This is a genomic window from Microbispora sp. CSR-4 (assembly GCF_008033685.1).
Lineage (GTDB): Bacteria > Actinomycetota > Actinomycetes > Streptosporangiales > Streptosporangiaceae > Microbispora.
In genome coordinates, this window is sequence record NZ_VJVX01000026.1 from 1 (window position 1) to 25,985 (window position 25,985).

General features: G+C 70.2%; 25 protein-coding genes. 14 read left to right on the plus strand and 11 right to left on the minus strand.

Annotated elements, in window-relative coordinates; all coding sequences use genetic code 11:
- Positions 1–828 precede the first annotated feature (828 nt).
- From FLV34_RS19865 to FLV34_RS19880, 4 genes are read right to left on the minus strand one after another with little or no spacing between them, the layout of a single operon-like run.
- Entirely contained in the window at positions 829–1,215 is a 387-nt protein-coding gene (locus tag FLV34_RS19865; RefSeq protein ID WP_142645983.1) for an OsmC family protein, read from the minus strand.
- A gap of 4 nt (positions 1,216–1,219) precedes the next feature.
- The gene (locus FLV34_RS19870) at positions 1,220–2,293 is read right to left on the minus strand and encodes a HAMP domain-containing sensor histidine kinase (RefSeq protein WP_147943765.1); all 1,074 of its coding nucleotides are present in this window, start codon (positions 2,291–2,293) and stop codon (positions 1,220–1,222) included.
- Complete coding sequence (locus FLV34_RS19875) at positions 2,290–2,982, minus strand: response regulator transcription factor (RefSeq protein WP_142645985.1); 693 nt, start codon at positions 2,980–2,982, stop codon at positions 2,290–2,292. The genes FLV34_RS19870 and FLV34_RS19875 overlap by 4 nt, the downstream gene beginning before the upstream one ends.
- Before the next feature lie 53 nt (positions 2,983–3,035).
- Positions 3,036–3,311, minus strand: a complete 276-nt coding sequence (locus FLV34_RS19880; protein WP_030505988.1) for a hypothetical protein — start codon at positions 3,309–3,311, stop codon at positions 3,036–3,038.
- Positions 3,312–3,511: 200 nt separating this feature from the next.
- Between FLV34_RS19880 and FLV34_RS19885 the strand changes: the two genes are divergently transcribed.
- From FLV34_RS19885 to FLV34_RS19900, 4 genes are all read left to right on the plus strand, one after another.
- Positions 3,512–3,883, plus strand: a complete 372-nt coding sequence (locus tag FLV34_RS19885; protein WP_142645986.1) for a phage holin family protein — start codon at positions 3,512–3,514, stop codon at positions 3,881–3,883.
- A gap of 99 nt (positions 3,884–3,982) precedes the next feature.
- Positions 3,983–4,891, plus strand: coding sequence for an amidohydrolase family protein (locus FLV34_RS19890; protein ID WP_142645987.1), 909 nt, complete (start codon positions 3,983–3,985; stop codon positions 4,889–4,891).
- A complete protein-coding gene (locus tag FLV34_RS19895) occupies positions 4,888–5,448 on the plus strand; it encodes a cysteine dioxygenase family protein (protein ID WP_147943766.1) in 561 nt (186 codons plus the stop codon). The genes FLV34_RS19890 and FLV34_RS19895 overlap by 4 nt, the downstream gene beginning before the upstream one ends.
- A 50-nt stretch (positions 5,449–5,498) precedes the next feature.
- Complete coding sequence (locus FLV34_RS19900) at positions 5,499–6,146, plus strand: Uma2 family endonuclease (RefSeq protein WP_147943767.1); 648 nt, start codon at positions 5,499–5,501, stop codon at positions 6,144–6,146.
- Here FLV34_RS19900 and FLV34_RS19905 read toward each other — a convergent pair whose 3' ends face one another.
- A complete protein-coding gene (locus FLV34_RS19905; RefSeq protein ID WP_261985840.1) occupies positions 6,147–7,409 on the minus strand; it encodes an MFS transporter in 1,263 nt (420 codons plus the stop codon). It abuts the gene before it with no gap.
- Between the two features lie 174 nt (positions 7,410–7,583).
- On the opposite strand from FLV34_RS19905, the gene FLV34_RS19910 reads away from it, so the two are divergent.
- Together FLV34_RS19910 and FLV34_RS19915 are read left to right on the plus strand one after the other, a co-directional pair.
- Complete coding sequence (locus FLV34_RS19910) at positions 7,584–8,414, plus strand: IclR family transcriptional regulator (RefSeq protein ID WP_147943768.1); 831 nt, start codon at positions 7,584–7,586, stop codon at positions 8,412–8,414.
- 197 nt (positions 8,415–8,611) lie between these two features.
- Positions 8,612–9,658, plus strand: coding sequence for a LacI family DNA-binding transcriptional regulator (locus FLV34_RS19915; protein WP_261985841.1), 1,047 nt, complete (start codon positions 8,612–8,614; stop codon positions 9,656–9,658).
- Positions 9,659–9,990: 332 nt separating this feature from the next.
- On the opposite strand, the gene FLV34_RS19925 is transcribed toward FLV34_RS19915, so the two are convergent.
- From FLV34_RS19925 to FLV34_RS19935, 3 genes are all read right to left on the minus strand, one after another.
- A complete protein-coding gene (locus FLV34_RS19925) occupies positions 9,991–10,884 on the minus strand; it encodes a carbohydrate ABC transporter permease (protein WP_142645992.1) in 894 nt (297 codons plus the stop codon).
- A complete protein-coding gene (locus FLV34_RS19930) occupies positions 10,881–11,765 on the minus strand; it encodes a sugar ABC transporter permease (RefSeq protein ID WP_315985204.1) in 885 nt (294 codons plus the stop codon). The genes FLV34_RS19925 and FLV34_RS19930 overlap by 4 nt, the downstream gene beginning before the upstream one ends.
- A gap of 80 nt (positions 11,766–11,845) precedes the next feature.
- A complete protein-coding gene (locus FLV34_RS19935; protein WP_142645994.1) occupies positions 11,846–13,129 on the minus strand; it encodes an ABC transporter substrate-binding protein in 1,284 nt (427 codons plus the stop codon).
- Positions 13,130–13,360: 231 nt separating this feature from the next.
- Here FLV34_RS19935 and FLV34_RS19940 point away from each other — a divergent pair, with 231 nt between their 5' ends.
- On the plus strand, positions 13,361–15,265 hold the full coding sequence (locus FLV34_RS19940; RefSeq protein ID WP_147943770.1) for an ABC transporter ATP-binding protein: 1,905 nt from the start codon (positions 13,361–13,363) through the stop codon (positions 15,263–15,265).
- Positions 15,266–15,654: 389 nt separating this feature from the next.
- On the opposite strand, the gene FLV34_RS42565 is transcribed toward FLV34_RS19940, so the two are convergent.
- The gene (locus FLV34_RS42565) at positions 15,655–16,053 is read right to left on the minus strand and encodes a MerR family transcriptional regulator (protein ID WP_260617145.1); all 399 of its coding nucleotides are present in this window, start codon (positions 16,051–16,053) and stop codon (positions 15,655–15,657) included.
- A gap of 150 nt (positions 16,054–16,203) precedes the next feature.
- Here FLV34_RS42565 and FLV34_RS19950 point away from each other — a divergent pair, with 150 nt between their 5' ends.
- Positions 16,204–17,910 carry a pentapeptide repeat-containing protein gene (locus FLV34_RS19950; protein ID WP_261985842.1) on the plus strand — a complete coding sequence of 569 codons (1,707 nt, stop codon included), beginning with the start codon at positions 16,204–16,206 and terminating at the stop codon, positions 17,908–17,910.
- 45 nt (positions 17,911–17,955) lie between these two features.
- On the plus strand, positions 17,956–18,867 hold the full coding sequence (locus FLV34_RS19955) for an aldo/keto reductase (protein WP_142645998.1): 912 nt from the start codon (positions 17,956–17,958) through the stop codon (positions 18,865–18,867).
- A 277-nt stretch (positions 18,868–19,144) separates the two neighbouring features.
- Here the strand turns inward: FLV34_RS19955 and FLV34_RS19960 are convergent, their stop codons facing one another.
- On the minus strand, positions 19,145–19,780 hold the full coding sequence (locus FLV34_RS19960) for a TetR/AcrR family transcriptional regulator (protein WP_142645999.1): 636 nt from the start codon (positions 19,778–19,780) through the stop codon (positions 19,145–19,147).
- Between the two features lie 120 nt (positions 19,781–19,900).
- On the opposite strand from FLV34_RS19960, the gene wrbA reads away from it, so the two are divergent.
- Positions 19,901–20,509 (plus strand): NAD(P)H:quinone oxidoreductase, encoded by a 609-nt coding sequence (wrbA, locus tag FLV34_RS19965; RefSeq protein WP_147943773.1) that lies wholly within the window; start codon positions 19,901–19,903, stop codon positions 20,507–20,509.
- An 8-nt stretch (positions 20,510–20,517) separates the two neighbouring features.
- Entirely contained in the window at positions 20,518–20,832 is a 315-nt protein-coding gene (locus FLV34_RS19970; protein WP_147943774.1) for a YciI family protein, read from the plus strand.
- A 730-nt stretch (positions 20,833–21,562) separates the two neighbouring features.
- On the opposite strand, the gene FLV34_RS19975 is transcribed toward FLV34_RS19970, so the two are convergent.
- Positions 21,563–22,588 carry a LacI family DNA-binding transcriptional regulator gene (locus FLV34_RS19975; protein ID WP_142646001.1) on the minus strand — a complete coding sequence of 342 codons (1,026 nt, stop codon included), beginning with the start codon at positions 22,586–22,588 and terminating at the stop codon, positions 21,563–21,565.
- Between the two features lie 176 nt (positions 22,589–22,764).
- On the opposite strand from FLV34_RS19975, the gene FLV34_RS19980 reads away from it, so the two are divergent.
- From FLV34_RS19980 to FLV34_RS19990, 3 genes are read left to right on the plus strand one after another with little or no spacing between them, the layout of a single operon-like run.
- Positions 22,765–24,069, plus strand: coding sequence for a sugar ABC transporter substrate-binding protein (locus FLV34_RS19980; RefSeq protein WP_187280673.1), 1,305 nt, complete (start codon positions 22,765–22,767; stop codon positions 24,067–24,069).
- A 16-nt stretch (positions 24,070–24,085) separates the two neighbouring features.
- Positions 24,086–25,072: a carbohydrate ABC transporter permease gene (locus tag FLV34_RS19985; RefSeq protein ID WP_142646003.1), complete on the plus strand. Its 987-nt coding sequence runs from the start codon at positions 24,086–24,088 to the stop codon at positions 25,070–25,072.
- Positions 25,069–25,965 carry a carbohydrate ABC transporter permease gene (locus FLV34_RS19990; RefSeq protein WP_147943776.1) on the plus strand — a complete coding sequence of 299 codons (897 nt, stop codon included), beginning with the start codon at positions 25,069–25,071 and terminating at the stop codon, positions 25,963–25,965. Before FLV34_RS19985 ends, FLV34_RS19990 begins: the two co-directional genes overlap by 4 nt.
- The last annotated feature ends 20 nt before the right edge of the window (positions 25,966–25,985 follow it).

Consider the following 25,985-nt stretch of genomic DNA (forward strand, 5'->3'; position numbering starts at 1 on the left):
GAGCACGGGTGTGCCTTCCCGACCGACGTTGGCGCGTCGGTCATGCATGAGACCTACATGATCATCGGGAAGGTACACCCCTTCCCTGAAGATCCACAGGTTCTAAGCATTGCTCACGAGGCCCGCTGTCCAGCCTGTACGGCTCACGACCCGGCTGGCGTGCTATCCATTGACGTTCCTGCCCCACACGCGAGGGACGGCAAGGGGGTCCGGACTCGCCCAGCGTGGCCGGGCCAACGGCCCGCTCGCGGCGACGCGACAACGATGGCGGGAGGGCGGGACGGCGACGGCGGGAGGGAGTGGCAAGGGAACGGCCAAAGCCACGGCAGCAACGGCGACGGCGGCAAGGGGACCGCGGGACGACGGCCACGGCGGGGGCAAGGGGAGGGAGGGATGGCAAGGGGGATCGTGGGAGGGCGGCAACGGCGACGACGGCAAAGGGACGGCGACGGCGGGAGGAGTGGCAAGGGGACGGCCACGTCCACAGCGGCGATGGCCGGCGAGGGGACGGCCACGTCCACAGCGGCGACGGCCGGCGAGGGGTCGGACGGGAGGAGAACGGGTAGAGAACACTGGAAATGCCGGAGCCGGGCAGTCCCCCAACTGCCCGGCTCCGGATTAAAGCGGTTCCGCCAGGAATGCCCTCCCCAAAGGCACCGGCGGGTCCCCCGCTTTCCGGACACGGTTCCCCCATCCGCGTCCTTTATCGAGAAAGTCTGTCGTCCTCTCCCTGAGGACTTGCTTCAACACTACAAGGGGCCCTGTCATGAACTCGTCATAGGCAGGTTGATTTCCGGCCTACATCCGGGCAGGCCTTGGCCGCCCGTGCTACCTCCCGAGGTCCAGTTTGACCTCGGTGCCTTTCTGCAGCGACCGGCTCACCGTGCAGTGGCGCTCGTGGACCCGCCGGGCGACGGCCTCGAAGACCTCGCCGGAGTCCCCCGGGGGCAGCTCCACGTCGTACGTCACGGTGACCGAGCGCAGCAGCGTCGGGCTCTCCTTCTCGGCGGAGACCTCGACGGCCAGCCGTACGAGCCGGTGGCCGCGCTTGGCGGTGAGCGGCTCGACGGTCATGATGTTGCACCCGCCGACGGCGGCCAGCAGCAGCTCCACCGGGCTGAACAGGCCGTCACCGGAGCCCATCGTGATCTCGGCGCCGCGCTCGTTGCGGGCGACGAACCCGTTGTCGGTCCGCTCGACGCGTACAGAGCCCATGACCTCACCCTACTGGCAGCGCCAGCCGTACGAGCGTCCCGCCGCCGGGGGCGGCACTGGCCGACACGCTGCCGCCGTGGCTGTCCACGACCTGGCCCACGATGGCCAGGCCCAGCCCCGATCCGGGCAGCGCCCGCGCGGAGGGCGCGCGGTAGAAGCGGTCGAAGATGTGCGGCAGGTCATCCGGGGAGATGCCGGGGCCGTGGTCGCGCACCGTCAGCACGCCGCCCCGCAGCGACACCTCGACCAGGCCGCCGGACGGGCTGTACTTGGCCGCGTTGTCGAGCAGGTTGGCGACGGCCCGGGCGAGCCGGTCGGGCACGCCCCGCACCACCGTCGGCTCCGCCGAGACCGAGTATGCGGTCGACGGCCAGTGCCTGGCCGCCCTGGCGACCTCCCGCTCCACGAGCTCGTCGAGGCGGACGTTCTCCACGAGTACGGCGGGCTCCTCGTCGCGGGCCAGCTCGACCACGTCGGAGACGAGCGCCGTGAGCTCCTCCAGGCCGCTCATCACGGCCCGGCTCACCTCGTCGTGTACCTCCTGCGGCAGGTCGCCTCTCATCAGCAGCTCGATGTTGGTCCGCAGCGCGGTGAGCGGGGTGCGCAGCTCGTGGGAGGCGTCGGCGACGAGGCGCTTCTGCGACTTCGCGGAGCGTTCCAGGGCGTCGAGCATGGTGTTGAAGCTGCGGGCGAGGCTGCTGAGCTCGTCGTCCCCCGTCACGTCGATCCTGGTGGTCAGGTCGCGGGTGGTCGCCACCCGTCCCGCCGCGTCCTTGAGCGCGTTGACCGGACGCAGTGCCGCGCGGGCGGCCAGCCAGCCGAGCGCCCCCGACAGCACCAGGCCGCCGAGTGCCACGGCGAAGAACGGCCAGCCCAGGTCGTCCACGTCGGCGAGGGCGGCAAGCACGCCGTTGGGAGGCGGGTCGCCGTAGCCTCCGTAGCTCTCGTACGTCCCGTAATGGTCGATCGCCCAGTCGACCCGGCGGCAGGTGATGACGTAGGCGGCCACGATCACGACGATCACGCTCACCGCGCCGGCCAGCGCGGAGGCCATCGCGAGCCGCCAGCCAAGCTTCATGGAGCCTCCCCGGCGGCGGGCTCCCTGAGCGCGTACCCGAGGCCGTGGACGGTGTGGATCAGCCGCGGCTCGCCCCCCGCCTCGGTCTTCTTACGCAGGTAACCGATGTAGACCTCCAGCGGGTTGGACCCGGGCCGGAAGTTGTAGCCCCAGATGCGTTCGAGGATGAGCTGCCGGGTCAGCACCTGGCCGCCGTTGCGGATCAGGAGGTCGAGCAGGGCATATTCGGTCCTGGTCAGGTCGATGAGCCGCCGGCCGCGGCGGGCCTGCCTGCTGTCGGGCAGCAGGACCAGGTCGGCGAACCCGGCCTCCGGGGGTGGTGCGGTGCGGCGCAGCAGGGCGCGCACCCGGGCGAACAGCTCCTCCAGCGCGAACGGCTTCACCAGGTAGTCGTCGGCGCCCGCGTCGAGACCGGCCACCTTGTCGCCGATGCCGTCCAGGGCCGTCAGCATGAGGACGGGCAGCCGGTTGCCGTCGCCGCGGAGGGCGCGGCAGACCTCGATGCCGTTCATGCCCGGCATGAGCACGTCGAGCACCACGAGGTCGGGCGCCGCTCCGTCGATGGCGTCGAGGGCGCCCATACCGTCCCCGGCGGTCGCCACGCCGTACCCCTCCACGCGCAGCGCTCGCGCGATCGCGTCACGGACCTCGGGTTCGTCATCGACGACCAGCACCTGTGTCTTGACCACGCCATCATTGTGACGTGCGGAGATGAGAAGTTGCTTAGCGTTTGTCCTGATACTCAGGCGTCGGGGTGTTTGGACAGATACTCGACGTACACCGGCCGGAGCGCGTCGCCGAGCTCGCCCTCACCCGCCCCGATCGCGTCGCTGAGCAACGCCGAGACTCTGCTGAGGTCGTTCGCGGTCTCGTCACTGTTGCCGCTGGCGGCCTCGGCCGCCGGGATGACCTTCAGCAGATCCCACAGGAATCCCAGGTCGCCGTGCCGTACGGCGTAGCGCACGGCACGGTCGTGAAGCTCCTTCGCGGGGAGCGACTCGAGCTCTTCCACGTCCATCCGACCTCACCCCCAACTCGTCGGTTTCCCCCAGGTTTGCCGCTCATACCCCCGAAGCGGAAGAAAGACCGCCAAACCCGGACAGGCTTTTTGCCACCTCCCGGCATCGGCGCAGCTCCTTCCCGCCATCGGCGCGGATCGCCCATTCCGGCCACACGTGAACCGCGCACTCTTTGCCGCGCCGTGGAAGGATTCTTGAGGTGAAGGTCCTACTCAAGATCATCGTGGTGGCCGCGGCCCTGTGGGCGTCCACCAAGCTGGTGGACGGCATCACCGTCAGCGCCGGCTCCACCGCCAAGCAGATCGGCACCCTCCTCGCGGTCGCGCTGATCTTCGGCCTCGTCAACGCCGTCATCAAGCCGATCATCAAGACGATCGGCTGCGCGTTCTACGTGCTCACGCTCGGCCTGTTCGCCCTGGTGGTGAACGCCGCCCTGCTGCTGCTCACGAGCTGGCTCGCCGAGCAGCTCCACCTCCCCTTCAATGTCGACGGGTTCCTGGCCGCCTTCTGGGGCGCCATCGTCGTCGGCGTGATCAGTTGGGTCCTCAACATGATCCTCGGCGACGACTGACCAGCTCAGGGGCGGGTGCGTCACCCGCCCCTGGGTCACATCCATGCGCAAAGCATGTATTCTGAGTAGGGAATTGGTACTTCCCGAAAGGACCGGCCGATGAGCGTGGACGTGCACCAGCACCTGTGGACGCCGTCCCTGGTGGACGCGCTGCGCCGCCGCACCCGCCCGCCGTTCCTGGACGGATGGACGCTCGTCCTCGACGGCGAACCGCCGTACGAGGTGGATCCGGCCGACCACGACGTGGAGCTCCGGCGCAAGCGCAACGCCCACCTCGATCTGGCCCTCGTCTCCCTGTCGAGCCCGCTCGGGATCGAGCACCTGCCGCCCGAGGAGGCGTGGCCGCTCATCGACGCCTACCACGCCGACGCCCGCGCGCTGCCCGCGCCGTTCGGGGCCTGGGCCGCCGCCCCGGTGACCGACCCCGATCCTTTACGGCTCTCGCACACCCTCGACCTCGATGACGCCATGGCCGGGCTGCAGCTTCCGGCGACCGCGCTCGGCGACGCCCGGGGGCTGGCCCAGGTCGCCCCGCTGCTCGACGTGCTGGAAGAGCGCGGCCTGCCGTTGTTCGTCCACCCCGGCCCCGCCACCGCCGCGTCCGGCCCCGCCTGGTGGGCCGCCGTCGTGCCGTACGTGCAGCAGATGCACGCCGCCTGGTACGCGTTCGAGGCGTTCGGCCGGCCCCGGCATCCCCGGCTGAAGGTGTGCTTCGCGCTGCTGGCCGGGCTGGCCCCGCTGCATCGGGAGCGCCAGCTGGCCCGGGGCGCCGCCGGTCGCGGCCTGGTGGACCCCGATCTGTTCCTCGAGACGTCGTCCTACGGCCCCCGGGCCGCCGACGCGGTCATCCGCGAGCTCGGGATCGACGTCCTCGTCGCCGGAAGCGACCAGCCGTACGCCGAATCGGCGTGGCCGGACCCCGGCGACCCCGCACAACGAGCCATCGATCATGCCGTACGCGTGGCCAACCCCGGCCGCCTGCTGTCCCGGAAGGAGTCGCACCAATGAGCACGCCCACGATCCAGGAAGGCGCACTGTGCGCCCCCCCCGCCGATCCCGCAGCCCCCTTCGACGACCTGCCCGCCCGCGCGCTCGACCGCCGCGAGCTGCTCGCCCTGGTCGAGGACCTGGCCACCCGGCCCGAGCTGTGGCGTCACCACCTCAGCTTCGAAGGCGCGGAGGACGGGGGACGCCACTACGTCTCGCTGCACCGTGACTCGTACGTGGACGTGTGGCTGCTGTGCTGGCGGCCCGGGGACGACACCGGCTGGCACGACCACGACGTCTCCTCCGGCGCGGTCAAGGTGGTGGCCGGCGAGCTGAAGGAGTGCAACCCGCGCATCGGCGGCGTCCACCTGGAGACGCGGGTCGTGGAGGGCGACGCCTTCTCGTTCGGGCCCGACCACATCCACCGGCTGACCGGTGAGGCGCCGGGCTCCGTCTCGATCCACGCGTACTCGCCACCACTGTGGCGCATGGGGCAGTACTCCATCACCGAGGACGGGACCATGCGGCGTCTTTCGGTCGGGTACGCCGACGAATTGCGCCCGCTCGACCCGGCTTAGTGTCACGCGAGTAATTCGTTCATCACAGACGGTGACGCTAGGCTTCTGCCATGACCAGCGTGCTCGATGACTGGCTCCAGCCCCGCCCGGGAGGCGGGGCCGGAGGCGTCTCCGATCGGCTCTCCCGGCTCCGCCCCCTCGCCGACGAGCGGCGGGCCGGCGAGGACGACACCGGCCACCCCGACGCCGATCGTCCTGATGCCGATCACTCTGGCGCCGATCACCCCGACGCCGGCCTCCTCTCCTCGGGCCCCCAGACCCGGTTCCGCGAGCGCATGACGTACGGCCTGCGCACGGCGCTGAACGCGCAGGTCCCGGGTGACCTGGTGGCGGTCAGCCGGATGGACGTCCTGCTGGGGCCCGATCGGCGCGCCCGTCCCGACGTGTCGCTGGTGGACGACCTCGCCGCCTCCGACGACCGGCGGACCTGTTACCTCGCCGAAGAGGTGCGCCTGGTCATCGAGGTCGTCGGCCCCGACGCGGCCGGATCCGACCGCGACATGCGGCCGCGGCACTACGCGGCCGCCGGCATCCCCCACTTCTGGCGGGTCGAGAGCACCGGCTTCCGGCCGTTCGTCTACTCCTTCGAGCTCGACGCCGACCGCACCGGATATCAGATGACCGGGGTCCACCACGGCCGCCTCTCGGTGGACTCCCCCTTCCCCATCGCCATCGACCTCGAACGGCTGCCGCGCTGACTACGCCGCCCGTTCCGGCTGCCCCGTCTGCAGAGGCACAGGGCGGGCGGCGAGCACACCCGACGCCAACTGGAGGACGCAGGCCCCCAGCCCGGCGAGCAGGGGCACGGTCCAGCCACGGGACAGCTCGTGCAGCAGGCCGAACGCGAGCGGCCCGACCGCGGCCAGCACATAGCCGCTCGACTGGGCGACCGCCGACAGCGCGGTCACCGAGGCCGGGTCGGGCGCCCGCAACGTGATGATCAGCAGGGCGAGCGCGATCGACGCCCCCTGGCCGAGCCCGAGGACGACCATCCACAGCCACGGCGTGGTGGTGGGCGCGAGCAGCACGCCCAGATATCCGCCGACGGTCAGCAGCGCGGCCACGGCCACGTGCGGCGCCTGGGATCGGGCCCGGCCCGCGTGCAGGGGGACGAGCAGCGCGGCGGCGATCTGCACGAGGTTCGTCAGGCCCAGCAGATATCCCGCCTCGTCCGCGGGCAGGCCGGCGGCCTGGAACACGGTGGGCAGCCAGGCCAGCACGATGTAGAAGGTCAGCGACTGAAGGCCCATGAACGCCATCACCGCCCACGTCGCCGGCGCCCGGAGCAGGGTCGCGTACGGCCGATGGCCGGGGCCGCCCGGACGAGGATGGGCGGTCACCGCCGTCGTCGTCGCCGGGTCCTGGCCGGCCGCGCTCGCCGGGTTCTGCCGGGCCGTCCTCCCGCGTGCCACCCACCACAGAGCCGCCGCCACCAGCGCGAGCAGGGCCGGCGACCCCGCCGCCACCCGCCAGCCGACCTGTCCAGCGAGCGGGACCATCGCCGCCGAGGCCATCGCGGCCCCACTGACCATGACCGAGACGTACAGGCCGGTGAAGAGCCCGACCCTGCCGGGGAAGTGCTGCTTGACGAGGCCGGGCATGACGACGTTCATGACGGCGATGGCCGTGCCCGCCAGGGCGGCACCGCAATACAGGGCGGGCACACCGTCCGCGCTGCGCAGCGCGACACCGGCGGCGAGGACGAGCAGACCGGCCAGCAGCGTGCGGTCCAGCCCGATACGGGTGGCCAGCGCGGGCGCGACCGGGGCGAGCAGACCGAGGCATACGACCATCACCGTGGTGATGGCGCCGCCACCTGCGGGGCTGAGACCGAGGTCCCGCATGATGGCAGGGAGGAGCGGCGACACACCCGCGAGAGCGGGCCTCAGGTTGAGCGCCGCCAGGACGAAACCGCCTACCAGCAGCAGATTGCCCCGATTGGCCTTGATCCCGCTCATCATTCGCCAAACCCTACCGGCCGGTGTCGCGCCCCACCCGCTTTCCGCCCGTCCCACACCTGTCCCACGGCTCGTCCCCCGGGCTCGTCCCCGGGCTCATCCCCCGGGTCCATCCCGCGACCCGTTATCCCGGCCGCCGTCGGCCGGCGCTAGGGTGCGGTCGGGAGGTGGGCGGTCATGGCGGAGGAGCACGTCCAGTCGCTGGCCCGGGGTCTGGCCGTGATCCGGGCGTTCGACGCCGCGAGCCCGGAGCTGACGCTCAGCGACGTGGCCCGCAAGACCGGTCTCACCCGCGCCGCCGCGCGCAGGTTCCTGCTGACGCTCGCGGACCTGGGCTACGTGCGCACCGACGGGCGGCTCTTCTCGCTGTCGCCCCGGGTGCTTGAGCTGGGCTACGCCTACCTGTCGAGCCTCTCCCTGCCCGAGGTCGCGCTGCCGCACCTGGAACGGCTCGTCGCCGAGGTGCACGAGTCGGCCTCGGTCTCCGTGCTGGACGACACCGACATCGTCTATGTGGCCCGCGTGCCGACGGCCCGGATCATGCGGGTGACGATCGCGATCGGCACCCGCTTCCCCGCCTACTGCACCTCGATGGGCCGGGTGCTGCTCGCGGGGCTCCCCCCTGAGGAGCTCGACGCCTATCTCACCCGCGCCGGGCTGGAACGGCTGACCTCCCACACCACCACCTCGCCGGTCGCCCTGCGCGCGGCGCTCGACCTCGTACGGACCCAGGGCTGGGCGATGGTGGACCAGGAACTGGAAGAAGGGCTGCGCTCCATCGCCGCGCCGATCAGGGACCACGGCGGCCGGGTGGTGGCGGCGGTCAACATCTCCTCGCACGCCAGCCGCACCACCGTGGAGTCCGCCCGCCGCGACCTGCTCCCCCCGCTGCTCGCCACCGCCGCCAGGATCGAGGCCGACCTGCGCGCCACCGGAGGCGCACGCAGCCCGGCAGCCCATGGCAGGGCACACCAGGAGCACAGCACGGCACTGCCCGGCAGCCCATGACAGGGCACACCAGGGGCACGGCAAGGGCACAGCCCAGCAGCAGTCCAACGGGGCATCCCGGGGACACATCAGGTGAACACACCTCCGCGCGCCCAAGACACCCCGCAAAGCGCCCTCAGATCTCCACAAAAGCGACCAACTCTCACCAGAACACTGACAACGTTGTCTAGTGCCGTGAAATGGGAGATGATCCCTCCGTGGTAGAGACGAGACGCGGCCGTCCGACCATGAACGACGTGGCCGCCGCGGCCGGCGTGGCGCTCAAGACCGTCTCCCGCGTCGTCAACAACGAGCCCGGCGTCAACGCCGTTACCGCGAGCCGCGTGCTGGCGGCGATCGAGCGCCTCGGCTACCGCCGCAACGACAGCGCGCGCATCCTGCGCCGGGGCCGTACGGCGAGCATCGGCCTGGTCATCGAAGACGTGGCCGACGCCTTCTATTCCAGCCTCAACCGCGCCGTCGAGGACGCCGCGCTGCACCACGGCTATCTGCTGTTCACCGGCTCGTCCCAGGAGGACGCGGACCGGGAGCGCGATCTCGTGCTCGCCTTCTGCGCCCGCCGCGTGGACGGGCTGATCATCGTGCCTGCGGGGAACGACCACGGCTACCTGGCACCCGAGTTCGACGCCGGGATCAAGGCGGTCTTCGCCGATCGGCCGCCGGGCGCGGGATGCGAGGCGGACACCGTCCTGTGCGACAACGTGGGCGGGGCCCGTACGGGCACGGCGCATCTGATCACGCACGGCCACCGCCGCATCGCCTTCCTCGGCGACGCCCCCGGGATCTTCACCGCCGTCGAACGGCTGCGCGGCTACCGGCAGGCGCTGGCCGCCGCAGGCCTGCCGTACGACGAGGGACTGGTGGTCATGGGGCCGCCGGACCCGGCGCGGATGCGGGCCGACCTGACGCGGCTGCTCACGGCGTCCGACCCGCCGACCGCGTTGTTCGCCGGCAACGGCCGGACCACGGTGGCGATCCTGCGTGCGCTGGCGGCGCTCACCGAAGCCGCCGACGCGGGCGCCGCGGGCGGCCTCGCCCTGGTGGGGTTCGACGACTTCGAACTGGCCGACCTGCTTGGCATCACCGTGGTGGCCCAGGATCCCGCCCGGCTCGGCCGTACGGCCGCCGACCTGCTGTTCATGCGCCTGGCCGGGAACGAGGAGCCGACCAGCAGGATCGAGCTGGCTACGCGGCTGGTTCCGCGGGGCTCGGGCGAGCGCCCCCCTCTCCGGGCGGCGGGCTGACCCGCCCCGACGGACCACCACGCGGATCACCGCCCGGATCACCCCGCCGATCACCACGCAGGGAGCCGCGCAAGTCGCCCCGTAGATCGCCCCGCCGATCACCACGCAGGTCGCCGGCGCTGAGCACCAGACACGTGGCACCCTCAGGAGGTCGCCTGCGACCATGAGGGCCCGCGGTCGCCACCGGTCGGCGAGCGGCAGCAGGAGCATCCCGCCCGCCACCAGGCCGGTCGCCGGCGCCCGGGTCGGGCGGCAGGTCCTCTATCGGCGCACCCCTCTCGGGGCGCGCTGGTGGCCGGCCGCCTCGACCCGTGAATCCGTACCCTTGGGACTCAGCCCTTGAGCGCGCCCGCCATGAGGCCGCGCATGAAGAACCTGCCGAGCAGCACGTAGATGATCATCGTGGGGATGGACGCCAGGATCGCCGCCGCCATCTGCTGGCTGTACGGCGTGGTCACCGCGCCCGCGATGTTGTTGAGCATGACCGTGGTCGGCCAGGAGCTCGGCCCGGTGAGGAAGACCGCGAACAGGAAGTCGTTCCACATCGAGGTGAACTGCCAGATGATCACCACGGCGAACGCCGGGCCGGAGACCGGCAGCACGATCGACCAGAGCGTCCGCAGCATCCCCGCGCCGTCGACGCGGGACGCCTCGATGAGCTCATCCGGGATCGTGACGTAGTAGTTGCGGAAGATCAGCGTGCAGATCGGGATGCCGTACACCACGTGGGCGAGGACCAGGCCCGGGATGCCGCCGTACAACTGGATGCCGAGGGCGTCGCCCACGTTCACCATGAGCTGCACCAGCGGGATCATCACGCCCTGGTAGGGGATGAACATGCCGAACAGGAACAGCGTGAACAGCACGTCGGCGCCGGGGAAGCGCCATTTCGACAGCACATACCCGTTCAGCGCCCCGAGGGCGGCGGAGATCAGCGAACCGGGCACCGCGAGCAGGAAGCTGTTGACGATGCCGGGTTCGAGCTTCTCCCAGGCGACGCTCCACGCCTCGGTCGTCCACACCTTGGGGAGGTTCCACGCCTGGGTGGGGTCGGCCTCGGTCAGCGGCTTGAAGCTCGTGACCAGCAGCACGTAGACCGGGATCAGGAAGACCAGGACGAACAACAGGAGCAGGACGAGCCGCACCCATCTGCCCGCCCGGCCCTTGTCGCGGGCCGGGGCGGCGGGCGCCGTACGCGGGGCCCTCTCGGCGACGTGCGCGGTCATGAGCGCTTCCCCTTACGCGCGTCCCAGATCAGGTAGGGAACGACGAAGACGGCGACGGACAGCACGATGTAGGACGCGATCGTCGCACCCTTGGCCGGGTCGTGCGAGTCGTAGACGGCCGTCCACATGAACGTCGCGGGCACGTCGGTGATGATCTGCTTGCCCGACACCGCGACGACGAGGTCGAAGACCTTCAGCGAGATGTGTCCGAGGATGATCAGCGCGGACAGCGTCACCGGGCGCAGCATCGGCAGCACCACGTGGCGGTAGACCCCCCACTCACTGCAGCCGTCCACCCGGGCGGCCTCGCGCAGTTCTTCCGGCACGCCCCGGAATCCGGCGAGGAACAAAGCCATGATGTATCCGGACATCTGCCAGATCGCCGGAATCGCCATGGCGGCCATTCCCCAGTCGGGATCACGGAACCACTGCCATTGCAGGAAATCGAGCCCCACATAGTGGAACAGCCGGTTGAGCCCGACCGCATGCTCACCCGTCGCGCTGTTCATCAGCCACCGCCAGACCACGCCGGTGGCGATGAAGGAAACGGCCATCGGGAACAGGTAGACGGCGCGGAAGCCGCTCTCCGCCCGGATGCCCTTCTCCATCAGGAAGGCGAGGAACCAGCCGAGGACGAGGGCGCCGCCGACGAAGACCAGGGTGAAGACGATCGCGTGCCGGACCGAAAGGCCCCAGCGCTCCTCGCTCCAGATGCCGGTGAAGTTCTCCAGCCCGACGAAGTTGCCGGGAATCTCCGCGATCTCGTCGTGCTTGTCGGTCATGGCGAGCTTGAAGTTCCAGCCCAGCAGGCCGTACACGAAGACCGCGATGAGGATGATCGACGGCGACACCAGGAGTAGCCCGGGCAGCCATCTGCGCACCCGCGTCACTTGTACCTCTCAGAAGTCAAGTACGGCCCACGCCGATGTGGACCCAGCGTGGGCCGTACGAGGAGATCAGCTCACTGGCCGCTGTTCTTGGCCGCCGCGACCAGCGCCTGCTGGAACTTGGCGACGTCGTTGTCCTGCTGGAACAGGCCGACCGCGTCGGTGATGGCCTGCCGCCACTGGTCGTTGGCGACCACGCCGTGCTGGATCGAGCCGGCCAGCTTGTCGTTCGCCCACTGCTCCAGGTCCCACGACAGGTAGTCCTTGTAGAGGGACTGGTCGGCGTCCTTGCGGGCCGGGATCGAGCCCTTCAGCGGGTTGAAGGCGTCCTGGCCCTCCTTGCTTGCGGCCACCTTCAGCCACGCGATAGCGCCGTCGCGGTTGGGCGCGCCCTTCGGCAGGGTGAAGCTGTCGGACAGCCACATGAAGGTGCCGTCCGTGCCCGGCGACGCGGCCCAGTCGAAGTCCTTGTGCGACTCCTTGCCGAGGCCGCCCTCAGGCGGGTTGTGGAAGTAGCCGTAGGCCCAGTCGCCCATGATGTTGAAGGCCGCCTCGCCGTCGGCGACCTGCTTGGCCGCCGGCTGCCAGTCGTCCTGCGGGCTGCCCGCGTACGACAGGATGGTCTTGAAGTTCTCCAGCGCCTTGGTCACGTTCGCGTTGGACCAGTCGGCGTTGGCGGTCCACAGCGCGTTGTAGGCGTCGGTGCCGAGCGAGCCGAGCAACACGGACTCGAGCAGGTGCACCAGGGTCCACTGCGAGCCGATCGACAGCGGGATCTTCCCGGCCTTCTTGACCTTGTCGAGGTCGGTGATGAACTCCTCGATGGTCTTCGGAGCGCCGTCGATGCCGGCGTCCTTGAGGACCGAGGGGTTGAACCACAGCACGTTCGACCGGTGGATGTTCACCGGCACGGAGTAGACCTGGCCCTGCACCGAGATCTGGTCGATGAGCTGCTGCGGGAAGACTTCCTTGAGCTTCAGCTCGTCGTACAGGAAGTTCAGCGACTCAAGCTTGCCGCTCTTGATGTAGCCCTGGAGCTCGGCGCCGGCGTGGCCCTGGAAGGTGTCCGGGGGCTGGTTGGCCTGCAGCTTGCTCGACAGCAGCGCACGGGCCTGGTCGCCCGAGCCACCCGCCACGGCGGCGTCGAAGAACTCGAAGTTCGGGTTCTGCTTGGCGAAGATCTCACGCATCGCCTTGAGGCCGTCGGCCTCACCGGGACCCGTCCACCACGAGAAGACCTCGACCTTCTTCGCGGCCTGGCCGCCTCCGCCCTCCTGCTTGTCACCGCCGCCACAGGCGGAAAGAGTGAGCAGACCTGCAACAGAGACCGCGACGGCCGCCATCCACCGTCGTCTCATCGCAACATTCCCTTCAGCCTATTCACGAGGATTTCGGGCCCCCGAAGACACATATGGCTGACAACGTTGTCAGCAGGCCCCAATCAACCCACTTTCACCGGCACGTCGTCAAGTTTGTGCAGATAACGTCTCTGCATACCGGGCCATGGCGTGGTGTTAGGGACGTGCGTCAAAGCGATCGGCGCGACCGTGGCCCGCGAAATTGTCGGCTCGCGCGCTCACACTGCAGGCATGACGGTCACACACCAGGGGGGATCTGATCATCTGTCGGAGGACGACCTGCCGGACATGGCGGACGTCGAATCTCCGCAATGGGCGCGACACTACGGCACGATGGCGGGGCTCGGCTTCCTCACGGTCGCCCGGCGGCTGCCCCGGCTGATCCGGCAGGCGCTGGGCATCGCCTGGGAGGCGAGTCCCCGCGACACCGTGGCCACGGTCACGCTGAGCACACTCGGCGGCGTCTTCACCGCCTTCGGCCTGCTCGCCACGACGGGCGTGCTGACCGCGCTCTTCCAGTCGGGCCCGACTCCGGACCGGATCCGGGCCGCGCTGCCCAGCCTGCTGCTCGTGGGCCTGGCTGCCGTCGCGCGCACGACCCTGCAGGCCGCCGCGGGCTGGGCCCAGTCCCGGCTCGAACCGCAGGTCAGCAGGATCACCGAAGAGCGCCTCTACACGCTGACCAGCCAGGTCGACCTCGTCTGCTTCGACGATCCCGAGTTCCACGACGCGCTGCAGCGGGCCCGCATGCGCGGCATGCAGGTGGCCGAGGTGGTCGTGAGCACCGCGATCGACACGCTGACGGGACTGGTCGGCATCGTGGCCGCGGCGGGCGTGCTGGGCGTGCTGCACCCCGTGCTGCTGCCGCTGCTCCTGCTCGCCGTCGTCCCCGCCGCCTGGGCGGCCGTACGGGCCGCGCGGATGCGCTACACGACCGCCCTGGTGCTCGTCCCGGCCAGGCGACGCAAGTGGATCATCGAGGAACTGCTGGCGGACAAGGACACCGCGGCCGAGGTCCGCACGTTCACCATGCGCGGCTTCCTGCTGCGGATGTTCGACGCGGTCGCCCGGGGCGAGCAGCGGGTCATGCTCGACCTCGCGCGGCGGCAGACCGTCGCCCGCGTCCTCGGGGAGGCGCTGGGCGGTCTCGGGCAGGGCCTGGTCTACGTCGCGCTCGGCCTGCTGCTCGCGGCGGGCGCGGTGCCCCTCGCGGTGGCCGGCACGGCGGTGCTGGCCATCAGGTCCGGGCAGACCTCGCTGTCGAACTTCATGTACGCGACGAACCGGCTCTACGAGGAGGGCCTCTACTTCACCGACTTCCTGGACTTCGCCGCACACGCCGAGCGCCGCATCCGGCCGCTCCGCGACGGAACGGCCCCCGAAGACTTCGGCCGCATCACGGTCGAGGAGGTCACCTTCTCCTATCCCGCCGCGCCGGCCCCCGCCCTGCGCGGGGTGTCGGTCCGCATCGAGCGCGGGGAGGTCGTGGCCCTCGTCGGCGAGAACGGCTCGGGCAAGACGACCCTCGCCAAGATCCTCGCGGGCCTCTACGAGCCGGACGGCGGGCGCGTCCGGTGGGACGACGTCGACCTCGCCGAGGTCGATCCCGACAGCCTGCGCCGCAGGATCGCGGTCATCGCCCAGGACCACACCCGGTGGCCGCTGACCGCCCGCCACAACATCACGATGGGCATGGAGAAGGGCGAGGCCGAGGTGACCCGCGCCGCCGAGGTCGCCGGCGCCGACCAGGTCATCGCCGAGCTCCCGTACGGCTATCGCACGCTGCTCGACCGGCGGTTCAAGAACGGCCACGAGCTGTCGGGCGGGCAGTGGCAGCGGATCGCGGTGGCCCGCGGGTTCTACCGGGACGCGCCCCTGCTGATCTGCGACGAGCCGACGGCCGCCCTCGACGCCAGGGCGGAGCACGCGCTGTTCGAGCGGATCAGGCAGCACGCCGACGGCCGGACCGTGCTGCTCATCACCCACCGCCTCGCCAGCGTCCGCTACGCCGACCGCATCTACGTGCTCGACCACGGCAAGGTCCGCGAACACGGCACGCATGAGGAGCTGATGGCCCTCGACGGCCTTTACGCCGACCTCTACAACCTCCAGGCCGAGGCCTACCGCTCGGCCTGAGCCACCAGGCCCGAGCCACCGGCCCGAACCACCGGCTCGGGCCACCGGCTCGGGCCACCAGCCCGAGTCACCAGCCCGAGTCACCAGCCCGAGTCACCAGCTCGAGTCACCTGCTCGATCCGCCCTGCCGGGCCCGCTCACGACGAGCAGACCCGGCAGACGCGGCCCGAGCGGGTGCGGGCGCGGGCCGGTCCGCGCGGATGGTCGGGCACGGATGGTCACGCGCGCATCAGGCAGGCGCGGGCGGTGGCGCGGGGGCCAGGCAGACGCGGGCGGTGACGCGCGGGCCGGTCAGCGCGCCAGGCAGACGCGCGCCACGCGGGCGCGGGCCGGTCAGCGCGGGCGGTGACGCGCGGGCCAGGCAGGCGCGGGCGGTGGCGCGGGGGTCGTCAGGAGGCCCGTTCGCGGTCGGGGAGCATGTCACGCATGGTGAGCACGTCCTTGTAGTACTGGATCTTCCGCTGGATCGCGCCCTGCTTCTGGCTCAGGTCGGCGATCTGGGCCTCGACCTTCCGGTCGTGCTCCTCCAGCAGTGCGATCCGGTCCGCGATGGTGTGCTCGCCCTGCCGTACGAGCTGGGCGAAGCGCAGCATCTCGGCGATCGGCATGCCGGTGTCGCGCAGACAGCGGACCATGCCGAGCCAGCTCACGTCGTCGTCGCTGAACCGCCGCTGGCCCGCCGCGTTACGGCCGATCGGCTCCAGCAGCCCGATCCGCTCGTAGTAACGAAGGGTGTCGAGGCTGAAACCGGTCTCCTCGACGACCTGTCCAGGTGTGTACTCGGCCACGCCTTTGATCCTGGCACATCGCGTGTTCTGTAGGCGCTTCGCAAGTGGATCGCAAGCCGGGGATTTATAACGGGTCGTGCCACCTACGATCCGGTGCCCGCGTCTCCCCGGGGAGCGTCCGGGCGGCGTCCCCGATGGAGCCAGTGAGAAATGCCCGGCATCCCCCGCTCGATCGCCGCTTCGGTGTCCCTCTCCGCCGCGGTTCTGCTGTCGGTCCCGGCGGTCCCGGCGGTCCCGGCCGCCGCGGCGACGCCCGCAGACCGCCCCCCCTGCCGTCCGGGCAGCGGCCCGCATCTCGCCGGCCGGGACCTCACCCGGATGACGCTGCCCGCCGACCTGTCCTGCGCGGACCTGCGGGGCGCCAGGCTCGACGGCCTGACCGTCCGGGTCCCGCTCGTCGGGGCCGATCTGACCGGTGCCTCGCTCAAGGGGGCCCACCTCGGGTACGCGCAGATGGCCGGGGCCAGGCTGCGCAAGGCCGACCTGTCCGAGGCCGAGCTCTACTACGCGGACCTGCGCGGCAGCGACCTGCGCGGGGCGACGATGGACGACTCCTCGCCCTACTACGCGCACTTCGAGGGGGCCGACCTGAGCGGGGCCACGATGGCGCGAGCCAAGACGTACGACGCGCAGTTCGACGACGCGAAGCTGGTCGGCGTCGATCTGACCGACGCCGCCGCCTACGGCGCGGACATGCGCCGGGCCGACCTCACCCGGGTCAAGGCGCCGAAGGCCAGGCTCTACGGCGCCACCTTCATCAGGACCGTCCTGCGGCAGGCGGATCTCAGCGGCGCGCAGTTGTACGAGTCGGTGATGACCGGGGCGGACTTCCGGGGGGCCGACCTCACCGGGGCCGACCTGCGGGACGTCAGGGACGCCCGGCTCACCGGGAGCAAGGGAGTCCCCCGGTTCCTGCCGGCGCCGGACCGGGCGTGCAAGCCCGGCAGCGGGCAGGACTACCGTGGCTGGGACCTGACCTCGGTGGCGGACTTCCCCGACGACCTGAGCTGCGCCGACCTGACCGGCGCCAAGCTCGACGGCGTCGACCTGACGGGGGTCACGCTCGACCGGGCGATCCTCCGTGACGTCTCCGCCGCCGGGGCGAGCCTCCGCTCCGCGAAGGGCGCGGACCTGCGGGGTGCGCGGCTGTGGCGGGCCAAGCTGAGCAGCGCCGACCTCGCGGGGGCGAACCTGTCGGGGGCCGACCTGTCGGGCGCGGCGCTCGGCAGCGCCACCCTGACCCGGGCCAGGCTGGCCGGCGCCGACCTCCGTGACGCGGAGATGACCAGCGTCACGGCCGACCAGGCCGACTTCACCGGCGCCAGGATGGACCGGGCATACCTCCACCACGGCACATATCGGGACGCAGTCTTCCGCAATGCCGTGTTGACCGACGCCGATCTCAGCGACGCTGAGCTGCGGGGCGCCACCTTCGAGGGCGCCGAGGTCACCGGGCTGAACCAGGACTTCGCCGAGGACATCGACCTGTCAGGGTCCTCCAGCCGCATGTCCGTCGGCTGGCTGATCTTCTTCGGCATCGCCGGACTGACCGTCTTCTGGATCGCCGCCGGGGTGACCACGGCGAAGGTGCGGCGGAGGAGAGCGGCCAGGGAGCAGGCCGCCGAGAGAGCGGTCCGGTTCGAGGAGGCCAGGCGCGTCCAGGAGGAGAACGTCACCCGGCTGGGCGAGGAGATCGACAGCGTGTCGGACCGGACCGGCGAAGTGGACTGGAACGCGGTCCTCGACGCCTACGACGCCGCGAAGGAGGCGCTGGCCAGGGCCCACGACATGAGCGACCTGACGGACGTCGAGACGATCGTGGCGCGCGGTCGCAAGGCCCTCACCCGCCGCCGGTGAAAGCCGCTTGTGCTGGAGTGCGCTCCAGGCGGCAAGGTGGTCGGCATGAGAATCGCTCTGGGGACGATCCCCTTCGGGACCACCGTGGACGAGGCGACGTCGTTCGCCATCCTCGACCGCTTCGTCGAAGGCGGCGGAACGATCCTCGACACGGCCAACAACTACCCGTTCTGGCTTGAGGGCGCGACCGGTGACGAGAGCGAGACCACCATCGGCCGGTGGCTCGCCTCCCGGCGCAACCGGGACCAGGTGGTGATCAGCACCAAGTGCGGCGCCCGCCCGTCCGTGCCAGGCGCCCGTACGCTCGACGCCGCCGAGGGCCTGTCCGCCGGCGTGATCCGGGCCGCGATCGACGGCAGCCTGCGACGTCTCGGCATCGATCACGTCGATGTTTACTGGGCCCACATCGACGACAGGTCCGCGCCGCTTGAGGAGACTATCGCCGCCTTCGACGAGCTCGTGCTCGCCGGCAAGGCCAAGGAGGTGGGCGCGAGCAACCACGCGGTGTGGCGGCTGGAGCGGGCCCGCTCACTGGCGGCGGCCCGTGGGGCCACGCGTTACAGCCACGTGCAGCTGCGCCACTCCTACCTCCGTCCCCGGCCCGGGGTGCGGCTGCCCGAGGGCGGGCACACCCAGGTCACCGAGGAGCTGCTCGACTACGTGCGCTCCGAGGGCGACCTGACGCTGTGGGTCTACACCTCACTGCTCGCGGGCGCGTACGCCGGCAAGCCGCTGCCCGAGCACTACGACCACCCGGGCACCACGCGGCGGCTGGCCGTGCTGGACGAGGTGGCCGGGGAGCTCGGCGCGACGCGCAACCAGGTCGTGCTGGCCTGGCTGCGGGCGCAGGGCATCATCCCGATCGTCGGCGTCAGCTCGGTCGCCCAGCTTGAGGAGCTGCTCGCCGACGTCAAGCTCGACGACGAGCAGATCGCCCGCCTCGACGCCCCCGCCTGACGCCGGGCCCGCGTACGCCTGCCCCCGGATGCCTGCGAGAGGCACCCACGAAGGGCGCCTCCGAAGGGCATGCATGCCTGCTCCGGATGCCTGCGAGTCACACCCGCGAAAGGGTCCGCGAAGCGCCCCTGTGAAGGGCACCCGCGAAGCGCCCGCGTACAAGCGGCCCGGGCCACGCTGTCCGGTGTCGCGTACATGCCGCCCGGGCCGCGCTATCCGGTGGCCGCCGCCTTCATCGTGCTCGGGCCGGCCATGTACGGCACGGGCCTCTGGTTCGTCACGCCTCGGTCGTCTCGACAGCGCGGGCGGCAGTCCTCTGCGGCCCCAGATCGAGCAGGCTGTCGATGCCGGCCTTGATCTGTTCCTTCGCCACTCCGAGCTCCGTGGTGAGGTGCGCGAACAGGCTCGGTGCGAACGGCGCGAGCAGCAGATGGGCAAGGACCGCGGGGTCCGCCTCGGGTTTCATCTCGCGCAGCAGCATGGACACGTGCGTGTGCATGGTGCGGTAGGCGCCGCTCTGATAGCGGGCCCCTGGTGAGGCTTTCTCCGCGGCCGCCATGATCTCGCCCTGCTCGATGATCCGGTCGGCAGCCGTGTGGAGGAATGCGCGGAGCCGCTCGGCGGGCGGGGCGCCGGGGCCTAGAGGCGGCGGACCGGTCATGAACGCCTGCTGGAAGCGCTGCTCGCCGTCGTCGAGCACGGCGAACAGGAGGCTGCTGACGTCGCCGAACCGGCGATAGACGGTGCCGACGCCCATGCCCGCGGCGTGCGCCACGGCGTTCATGGTGACGGCCGCCGGACCCTGCTCCGCGATCAGGCGAGCGGTCGCGTCGAGGATCTTCCGCCGGTTCCGGGCGGCGTCCGCGCGCTCCGGCGCGACCTGTCCGGTGACGGGAAGCTCGATGCGGGGCATGTCCCGAGGCTACCGGACGGGAGATCCAATCCCCGGGTTGCGAACCGGATTGTTATCCGATTTACTGCCATGGAACCGGATAGCTATCCGTTTGATCGTCGCTTCGAAGGATACGTCACCATGAGTGTCAAGATCGCCGTCATCTACTACTCGGCCACCGGCAACGTCCACCAGCTCGCCACGGCGATCGCCGAGGGTGCGGAGAAGGCCGGCGCCGAGGTCCGGTTGCGCCGGGTCCCCGAGCTGGCCCCCGACGCCGCCATCGACGCCAACCCGGCCTGGCGCGAACACGTCGAGGCCACCAAGCACGTGGAGGTCGCCACGCTGGACGACCTGGTCTGGGCGGACGCCTACGCCTTGGGCTCGCCGACCCGTTATGGCAACATCGCCGCGCAGCTCAAGCAGTTCATCGACACCACGGGCCCGATCTGGCAGCAGGGCGTCATGGCCAACAAGCCCGCCACCGGGTTCGCCAGCGCCCACAACGCCAACGGCGGCAACGAGTCGACGATCCTCGCCCTCTACAACACCTTCCACCACTGGGGTTCGATCATCGTCTCGCCCGGCTACACCGACCCGGTGGTCTACCCCGCGGGCGGCAACCCGTACGGCACCGCCCACCCGGGCGGCGCGGGCGCTCCCTCGGAGGAGACCCTCGCGGCCGCCCGCTACCAGGGCGAGCGCCTGGCGACCATCACCGCCCACCTCCTGGCCGGCCGGGCTGCTTGAATTACGGCATGCCGCACGTGGTGATCGTCTCCTACACCGGCTCCGAGGAAGACGCCGCTCCCTTCGTTCGCGATCACGTCGCATATCTCGAACGGCACCACGCGGACGGCGTCTTCCTCGTCTCGGGGCCGATGGTGCCGTCCTCGCAGGGCGGAGCCATCCTGGCGCACGGCGTGGACCGCGAGACCATCGATCGAATCAGCGCCGAGGACCCGTTCGTCGAGAACGGCGTCGCGACCCACACGATCACCACAATCGAGCCAGGGCGGGTTCACCCGGCCCTGGCAGCACCGCTGACCGCCGCACCGGTGTCGCAAAACTGACCGGCTAGGAGTCATGCCCATCCCTGCCGTCACGGTCATCCTCAAGGGCTCACCTATCTCCTGACGCCGCTGGGGGATCCGGCGACCGCGGCCGGAGCACGGGCTTGATCCCGCTGCAGTGAGACATCGCCTTGGCTCTGAATGACGGATCGCGACTTGGCAGGCAGCCAACATCGCATACGATGAGTGATGCGTAATCCACTCGGGGTTACGAAGTGAAGCCGGGTCAACCTCCGCAGGTGGTGGCCCGGCTTTCGCGTATCCAGACGTCATGCGGGCTCGCAGCCCACATGTGAGAGGACCACTCCCAGGCCGACAGCCCAGGGGTCCTCGTCTCGCGCGAGCGCTCTCGCCACACCACTCACCACTACGTCCGCCACCCAGAGAAGAGACTCCTTCGCGACTGCGGCATGTCCGTATTCAAACCGCGGCGGTCGGCGCGCCAGACCGCCCAGAACCCGACGATCATGCCAGTCCTGGTTTGCCTCGCGCTCGGCGAGCACGACAGAGCGAACCTCATACGGCAGTTCCCGCACCAGCCAAGTGAGAGCCCTGGCACGTGCCGCCTCTTTGCGCTTGGGTCGATCAAAGCGACAGCCGTACACCCTCGCCTCGACGGGTGACGTCTGCCGTGGGCAACCCAGCGCCGGGCGCTCCGTATGGGGAGCAGCTAAGACGAATGGTCATCCGGCGGGCACCGTCGTGACACCCGCCGGTACGCCGAACGCGTTCAGCCGGACGAAGCTCGCCCGACCGTGCTCTCCCGCACGACCAGCGTGGACCCGGTGACAGTGTCGTTGACGGGCAGGTCGGTCTTGCTCTGCGCCCGAGCCAGCAGCCGATCCACCGCGGTCTCGGCGATCTGGCGTTTGTCAGGGGAGATGGTGGTCAGGGTGGGGGTGCTGTAGCGGCCTTCGTCGATGTCGTCGAAGCCGACGACGGCCACATCCTCAGGTACGCGCAGCCCGTGTTCGAGGAGGGCCCGGATGGCGCCCTGGGCGAGGAGGTCGGTGGCGCAGAAGAGGGCGTCCGGGAGCGGGCCGGTCCGCTGCAAAAGCTTGCGGGTGGCGAGCATGCCGTCTTTGCGGTGGTATCCGGCAGTGGGCACGATGAGGCGGGATTCGACCTTGAGGCCGGCGGCCTCCAAAGCCTGGCGGTAGCCGGCGGTGCGGAGCTGGGCGATTTCGGAGGTGGCCGCGCGCTGGGAGCCGATGAAGGCGATGCGGCGGCGGCCGATCTCGATGAGGTGTTCGGTGGCGGTGCGGGCGGCGGCGACGTTGTCGATGCCGACGTGGTCGACGAGGCCCTGGCTTGAACGTTCGCCGAGCAGCACGATCGGGGTGCGGTCGCGGCGGCCTTCGAGGTCGGCGCCGCCGAGGGCGACGGGGCTGTAGATGAGGCCTTCCACGAACTGGGTGGAGGTGCCGTTGACGACGGCGAGTTCGCGGTCGCGGTCGCCGAGCGTCTGCATGATCATCACGGTGAGGCCGCGTTTCTGGGCCACCTCGACGACGAGACGGGCCAGCTCGGAGAAGTAGGCGACGTCGAGCTCGGGGACGGCCAGGCCGATGATGCGGCTGTGTCCGCTGCGCAGGCTGCGGGCCGCGTGGTTGGGGCGATAGTCGAGCTCCTCGATGGCGGCGAGGACGCGGGCCCGCACGTCGTCGCTGACGTGAGGGTAGTTGTTGATCACGTTGGAGACCGTCTTGCGGGCGACTCCCGCTCGGGCCGCCACGTCCGCTTGGGTGACCGTCATCCCCGCCTCTGTCCGCTTCCGATGTTACGTAACGGCACAAGTGTAGCCTTTACCACGTGGCAGGCCACGTGGTAAAAACGCTCGCAATAGCCGCGAAACACTTCAGAAACCCCGATCGCGGCCTCCCGGAGGGCTCCATGCGCATCTCTCGACGGCTGATACCGATCTGCCTTACCATGTCGGCGATAACCGCCGTGACCGCCTGCTCCAACACCGCGGCGTCCTCGGGGGAGAAGTCCAACACGCTGACCATCGCGGTGTGGGGCGTCAACGAGGACATCGACAGCATCAAGGCCGCCGCCAAGGGCTTCGAGCAGGCCAACCCGGGCATCACGCTGAAGTTCAACAGGACCGACTGCGGCGCCGACTACGCCGTGTGCAAGACGCTCATCGCCGGCCGCAACATGGCGGACGTGCTCGTCACCGGCACCTGGAACTTCAACCAGATGGCCAACGACGGCGTGCTCGCCGACCTGACCGACCGCATGGCCGCCGACGGCGTGAAGGAGGAGGACTTCGTCCCCGTCGTCATCCAGTCGGACAAGGCCGCGAAGGACGGGCGCTTCTACGGCCTGCCGATGGGCTACAACGTCCAGTCGCTGTTCTACAACAAGGAGATGTTCGCCAAGGCAGGGCTGAAAGAGCCGCCGGCCGACGGCGACTACACCTACGACGACCTGCGCGAATGGTCGCGCAAGCTCACCCTGGACGCCAACGGCAACAACGCCGACAGCCCGGACTTCGATCCCAAGAACGTCGTCCAGTGGGGCTACTACAACCGCTTCGCCATCCCGTCCGAGCCGGGCTACTGGCCGGTGCTGTGGGCGTACGGCGGCGGCGTGCTCGGCGGCGACAAGCGGGACCAGTGCGACCTGGAGAAGCCCGGCACCGCGCAGGCCATGCAGCTGCTGCAGGACATGATGTGGAAGGACCACAGCTCCGTCACCCCGCAGATGGAGCAGGAGACGCCCGGCTACCTGCGCTGGATCCAGGGGCACGTGGCGATGCAGCAGGGCTCGCACGAGCAGGTCACGATCGCCGCGCAGCAGAACCCGTCGCTCAAGTACGACATGGCCGCCCTGCCGAAGGGCCTCGAGGGCAACGCGACGATGATCCAGGTGCACAGCTGGGCCGCGTACGCCAAGTCCCCGAACCTGGACAACGCCTGGAAGTTCATCAAGTACATGGCGACCGAGGGCGCCGGCAAGCAGATGGGGCTGATCCCGGCGTACAAGAAGGTCGCCGAGGGGCCCGCGTTCCTGAAGGCGCCCGGCGAGCCCGAGCACCTCAAGGAGGCGCAGCTCGACCCCGCGGCCTGGCCGCTGGCCCGTACGAACATCGACCCGCAGGGCGTGCTCGCCACGGTGCTCGGTCAGGACGGGCTCGGCCCGGCGCTGAACGACATCATCACCGGCAAGAAGCCCGCGGCCGAGGCGCTCAAGGGCACCTGCGCCAAGATCGACAAGATCCTCGCCTCCTGACGACGGGACGACCGTGATGGGCGAAACCGCACCATCGTCCGCACAGGCGCCGCGCTCCCGGGCGCGGCGCCGTGAGGCGGGCACCGCGCTGCTGTTCCTGCTGCCCCAGATCTTCGGTCTGGTGGCCTTCGTCGGCGTCCCGCTCGGCGTGTCGCTGTACTACTCGTTCACCCACTGGGACCTGGTCGCCCCCGAGCCCACCTGGATCGGGCTGGAGAACTGGACGCACCTGCTCGAGGACGAGCGCGTGCCGAAGGTGCTGTGGAACACGATCAAGTTCATCTTCACCGGCACCCTCAGCTTCCTGCTGATGTCGCTGGTGGCCGCGCTGCTCACCTACCGGCCGCGGCGCGGGGTGGCGTTCTACCGGGCGCTGCTGTTCCTGCCGTACGTGCTGTCGCAGATCGCGGTCGGCATCGTCTGGCGCTGGATGTTCAACACCGAGTCCGGGCCGATCAACGCCGCGATCGAGCTGTTCGGCGTGGACGGGCCGCAGTGGCTGCTCGACCCGGCGACGGCGATGCCCGCCATCGCGCTGGTCACCACCTGGCAGGGGCTCGGCTACGGCATGACGCTCTACATCGCCTCCCTGCACGGGGTGCCCGAGGCCCTGCCGGAGGCGGCGAAGATCGACGGCGCGAACGCCTGGCAGCGCTTCCGCCACGTGATGCTGCCGATGATCTCACCGACGGTGCTGTTCCTCGTGGTCACCTCGCTGATCGGCGCCCTGCAGCTGTTCGACCCGGTGGTCGCCATGACCACCTCGGGCGGCAGCATCGGCATGGCCGGCGGGCCCGACGACTCCACGCGCACGGTGGTGCTCTACATGTACAACCAGATGTTCAACTACAACGAGCGCCTGTCCGGGCTCGGTTACGCCGCGGCGATCGCCTGGGTGCTGGCCCTGCTGACCTTCGTGCTCACGCTCGTCCAGTGGGCGTTCAGCAAGCGGTGGGTCTTCTACGCCGGTGAGGGCGCCGCCAAGAAGGGCGGCCAGGGATGACGGTCACCGACACGATCAAGGTGGGCGCGCCGAGCCTGGCCGCGCAGCCCGCGCCCGGCTTCCACCAGGCGCGCAAGCGGGCCAGGACCGGCTTCTACCACGTCGGAATGACGGTGCTGGTGGTGCTCTACATCCTGCCGGTGCTGTGGGCGGCGTCGATGTCGCTGCGTACGGACGCCCACATGTTCGACGCCGACCAGCTCATCCCGCACCCGATCACCTTCGAGCACTACGTGAACCTGTTCACGATCCTGCCGGACTTCGGGCGGTACGTCGGCAACACGGTGCTGATCGCCGTGGTCGGCACGGCCGGCACGCTGCTGTCGAGTTCGCTCGCCGGGTACGCGCTGGCCCGCTTCACCTTCCCGGGCCAGCGGGCGCTGCTGATGGTGATCCTGCTGACGCTGATGGTGCCGCCGCAGGTGACGCTCATCCCGCAGTACGTCATCTTCCGCAACCTGAACTGGCTCGACACCCCGCTGCCGATCATCGTGCCGATGCTGTTCGGCGGCGCGCTGCCCACGTTCTTCTTCCGGCAGTTCTTCCTCACGCTGCCGCGCGAGCTGGAGGACGCCGCCGCGATCGACGGCGCGGGCCGCTGGCGCACGTTCTTCTCGGTGATGGCGCCGCTGGCCGGGCCGGCGTACCTGGCGATGGGGCTGCTGACGTTCGTCCAGCTCTGGAACAGCTTCTTCGTCAACAGCATCTACCTGCAGGACCAGAACCAGTGGGTGCTCACCCAGGCGCTGCAGAGCCTCATCGGCCGCTACAACAGCCAGTACGGCGAGATCATGGCCGGCGTCACCCTCGTCTCCCTGCCGATCGTCATCGGCTACGTCTTCGTCCAGCGCTGGGTGGTGCGCGGCATCGCCTTCAGCGGCATGGCCAACTGACTCTCGCTCTTCTCCCGGAA